General features: G+C 40.3%; 5 protein-coding genes and 2 pseudogenes. 3 read left to right on the forward strand and 4 right to left on the reverse strand.

The window, feature by feature from the left end; translation table 11 throughout:
- A partial coding sequence (locus tag O9332_RS25095) for an RNA-guided endonuclease InsQ/TnpB family protein (protein ID WP_288027818.1) occupies positions 1 to 380 on the reverse strand: 380 nt, incomplete at its 3' end.
- A gap of 402 nt (positions 381 to 782) precedes the next feature.
- On the opposite strand from O9332_RS25095, the gene O9332_RS25100 reads away from it, so the two are divergent.
- From O9332_RS25100 to O9332_RS25110, 3 genes are all read left to right on the forward strand, one after another.
- Positions 783 to 1,031 (forward strand): hypothetical protein, encoded by a 249-nt coding sequence (locus tag O9332_RS25100; protein ID WP_002760243.1) that lies wholly within the window; start codon positions 783 to 785, stop codon positions 1,029 to 1,031.
- The gene (locus O9332_RS25105; protein WP_002760242.1) at positions 1,028 to 1,384 is read left to right on the forward strand and encodes a type II toxin-antitoxin system PemK/MazF family toxin; all 357 of its coding nucleotides are present in this window, start codon (positions 1,028 to 1,030) and stop codon (positions 1,382 to 1,384) included. Before O9332_RS25100 ends, O9332_RS25105 begins: the two co-directional genes overlap by 4 nt.
- A 115-nt stretch (positions 1,385 to 1,499) precedes the next feature.
- Positions 1,500 to 2,309 carry a DNA adenine methylase gene (locus O9332_RS25110; protein ID WP_125732122.1) on the forward strand — a complete coding sequence of 270 codons (810 nt, stop codon included), beginning with the start codon at positions 1,500 to 1,502 and terminating at the stop codon, positions 2,307 to 2,309.
- 71 nt (positions 2,310 to 2,380) lie between these two features.
- On the opposite strand, the gene O9332_RS25115 is transcribed toward O9332_RS25110, so the two are convergent.
- The 3 genes and pseudogenes from O9332_RS25115 to O9332_RS25125 form a co-directional block, all read right to left on the reverse strand.
- Positions 2,381 to 3,226: an Rpn family recombination-promoting nuclease/putative transposase gene (locus tag O9332_RS25115; RefSeq protein WP_288027821.1), complete on the reverse strand. Its 846-nt coding sequence runs from the start codon at positions 3,224 to 3,226 to the stop codon at positions 2,381 to 2,383.
- A pseudogene (locus O9332_RS25120) lies at positions 3,227 to 3,376 on the reverse strand (flagellar assembly protein H); the annotation flags it as partial.
- 34 nt (positions 3,377 to 3,410) lie between these two features.
- Positions 3,411 to 4,010, reverse strand: a pseudogene (locus O9332_RS25125) (Rpn family recombination-promoting nuclease/putative transposase); the annotation flags it as partial.

The following is a 4,010-nucleotide window of genomic DNA, read 5'->3' on the forward strand; positions in this document are numbered from 1 at the left end:
GCTAAATAGATTTGTTTGTCTTTAAATTTAAAGGCTGATTTGGTAAATTCGGCACTTCCTCCCTGATGTTTTTTCTTAAAGTTAGGATACTTAGTACGACCAGCAAAGAAATTAGTGAAAGCTGTTTGTAGGTGTCTTAACCCTTGTGGTAAAGGTACACAGCTAACTTCGTTTAAAAAGTCTAATTCTTCTTGTTTTTTCCAATCGGTCAACATTGAAGAAGTTTGAGCGTAGCCTACTCTTTCTTGCTTTTCGTACCAAGCTTGTGTTCGTTCGTGGAGAGCTTTGTTGTCAACTAATCTTACACAGCCCAATGTGCGCCGCAATAGCGACTCTTGTGTTGGTGTGGGGTAAAATCGGAACGAGTAGGCTTTTTCCATGTCTCACATTCTAGCATATATTTTGTAAACGATGCTCATATTTAACAGTAAAGCCGTCGTAGAACGACGGGGTTTCAGACCCAAATTTTCGATGAGCCAAGAAAAATCCTCTGATACTCATCGTCAATCTGTAACTGTGAAGCGTAGTTGGAATGGAGTGGTCAAGCTACGTCCCCAACCTCCAAAGGCTTCCCAGACAACCCCTAAACCTACTCCTAATCTAACAAATCCCTCGGCAACTTCAGGTGGTAATGGGTCTAGCAGCGCGGGTGAATCAGACAGTAGTAACTGATAACGTCCGAACGTCTGAACGTCCTCCCTACCCCGCTACGCGCTCAGGGACTCATGGGGGTTTGTTGAAGACGGCTGTTGGCCAGGATCTCTTATAATGGGGAAGTCGGAATGTTTTTTCTTCCTATGCCAGTAAGTGCTGAAGCTCTTAAGCAAGACTTGGATCGACTAACTGATAATCAGCTTCAGCAAGTGGCTGATTTTATTGCCTTCTTAAAGTTTCGCAGTCAGCGTCATCAGGCTGTTCTCGATCCAATGCAACTGGCCGATCTGTTTGCAGAGTTTGCTGATGAAGATCGCGCCTTTGCTGAAGAAGGTATGAATGACTATGCAGTAATACTCCATCAAGAAGACCAATGATGACTAATCCTCTGAAACGGGGTGAAGTCTGGTTAGCCGACCTCAATCCAACTCAAGGTTCTGAACAAGCGGGCATTCGTCCCGTCATCATTTTCCAGAATGACCTTGTTTCCCAGTTCTCAACTACGATCATTGCTATTCCGCTCACCACCAACCAACGTCGCGCTGCTTTGCCTATATGCTTACTGATAGAACAGGGTAATGGTGGACTCGGCCAAGATTCTGTTGCCCTATGTTTTCAGATGAGAGTGCTGGATAAAACTCGTTTGATCCGCACACTGGGACAACTGAGTCCCGAAATAATTGCCCAATTGGAAGAAGTGGTTTTGCTAACCTTAGGATACGAGTCCTAAATGTGGAATTAAACGGAATTCTTATGAGTATAGGCTACATATCAGGACAGGCACTCATGCAAAAGGCGAAAGGGGGAATAGATAATCAGTCTTTAATAAACGGATTTAGTATAAAATGTCAACAATTAAAAGTCCCTTGCGTTATCCCGGGGGGAAATCCCGGGCAATTAAGCAAATTCTGCCGCAAATTCCTGTCAATATTAGGGAATATCGAGAACCTTTTTTTGGTGGGGGTTCTGTATTTTTTGCTGTTAAGCAACTCTTTGGACAACAAATAAAAACCTATTGGATTAATGACTTAAATTATGATTTATATTGTTTCTGGCAATGCCCTCAAGAAAATATTGAGTTTTTGGTAGCAAAAATAACAGAAATTAAACAGAAATATGATAAGGGACGAGAATTATTTCAAGATTTGACAAGGGAAGATTTAAAGTTAACCGACTTTGAGAAAGCGGTGCGTTTTTTTATCTTAAATCGGATGACTTTTTCGGGAACAGTCGATTCCGGGGGTTATTCCCAAGCGGCTTTTAACAGTAGATTTACTGATTCATCAATTGCCAGATTAACGCAAATTGCGCCGTTATTAGCATCGGTCAAAATTACTAACCAAGACTACGAAGAATTATTATTTCAAGAGGGAAAAGAAGTTTTTATCTTCCTCGATCCCCCCTACTATAGTGCCACAAAATCCCGTTTATACGGCGTAAGAGGGAATTTACATACCAGCTTCGATCATCAACGCTTTGCCGATCATATGCGTCAATGTCAGGCTAAATGGTTAATTACCTACGATGATTGTCCAGAGATCAGAAAACTCTTTGATTTTGCCCATATTATCGAGTGGAATCTTCAGTATGGCATGAATAATTATAAACAAGGAGCGGCGGCATCTGGTAGAGAATTAATGATCAAAAATTATTAGTGCGATGCCGAAGGCACTGGGTAGCAGTAAGCTAATCTTATATGTTGGGTTGACGACTGTACTTCATCCTATTAATTTAACCATTGGTGCAAATCTTCTAAATCCGAAAAATCCAATAAAGCAAGAGCTAAATTATCCAATTGATTAGGATTTAACTGTTTAATTTTTTGTTCTACCTTTAAAGGAATAGAACCTAGTTTTAAGTTTAGCTGACGCAAAATTAGGCTTTTTTTAGCCGATAATTCTCCTTCCTCTCTGCCTTCCTCTCTGCCTTCCTCTAAAGCTTCTTGATAAACCTTAGTTTCTCTTAAATCACTTAAACTAAACATAGCTTCTATCTCCTTACGGTTTAATTTCGGTAATTTATAAATGAGAATTGTCTCAATTAATTCTAGAATGTCCTGTCCTTTTAAAGACTCCTGAAATTGTTGTCTAACTTGTTGAATCAGTTCTTTTCCTTGGGCTAAGGTGTTTGGTTCCGATTCCACAATTAATTGTAACACTTTTACCCCCAGAGAATCCCCCTCATCTAATTGATTCAGATAATAACAGTTAACCCGTCCTGACTCAAAGAATTCTTGATAACGAGATTTGGGACTATTTTCAATTCCAGGATGAGGATAAATGATCACCCCTTGCCAATTGTTATTACTCTCACTTTGATGAAAATAGAGAAATATTTCACTAAAAAAGCGCGAGTAAAACCGTTCATCTTTTTGAAATTGTACCTCAACAAAGTAAATCGGTTCATTAAGGTTATCAGGAAGAAAGACCCCATCTAAACGAAAAGCGAGTTGTTTAACTTCTAGGGAGGAAAATTGATAATGATTGACGGTTTCAGGGGGAAGATTCAGCAAATCAAAGAAACTTTCAGGAAAAGTCTGAAAGAGACGATAGAAAATACTGTCCGTTTTCACTCAATTTTGTCCCTCAATGACTTGTGGTACTTGTTCAATATCTAAGTCTAAAGCTTGGGCAATTTGTTCTACACTTCACCCTAAAGCCAATAAACGGGGAATAGAGTTTAATTTAGCGGTTAATGCTCCTTCCTCTCTGCCTTCCTCTAAAATATCTTGATAGATGACTGATTCTCTCATAATGTCACTCCGAAGGATTTTTTTTATCGTCTCTCGATTGTAATTCTTCGATCGCGTCGGGGGATAAATCAGTAAATCGGGCAATTTCTGAGATAGGAAAACCAGCAGATAGCATTTTTAGAGCAATTTGTCGGGCTTTTTCTTCTTTACCTTCCTCTTTGCCTTCCTCTCTGCCTTCCTCTAAAATATCTTGATAGATGACGGATTCTCTCATAATGTCACTCCGAAGGATTTTTTTTATCGTCTCTCGATTTAATACTAACCCAGCGAGAATACTGGTAGCGGCAGCGAGATTGCTTTGCACCTGTTTTTGAGAGATAGTTTCTAGAGAACGGGACAGCTGACTTAACACCTGTTCGGGATCATCGGTATTGCTGAGGACGGCAAAGGGTAATAAACCGGGTTGACTTGAAAAGAATGAAAGGTTTCCCCCAGACGGAAGGTATTTTCTTGCACTAGGGGAGAATCGCTGCGTCGCAGATAAATTACCACTTGACGCATTGGTTTTTGGGGATGACGACGATAGACGCGAATGCGATAATCGAGCATTCGGAAAGGAATCTTGGAGTCGGGGTCGGTTTGAAATTCGGTATGGAGAATTAGT

The organism is Microcystis sp. LE19-10.1B (assembly GCF_027530565.1).
Taxonomy (GTDB): domain Bacteria; phylum Cyanobacteriota; class Cyanobacteriia; order Cyanobacteriales; family Microcystaceae; genus Microcystis; species Microcystis aeruginosa.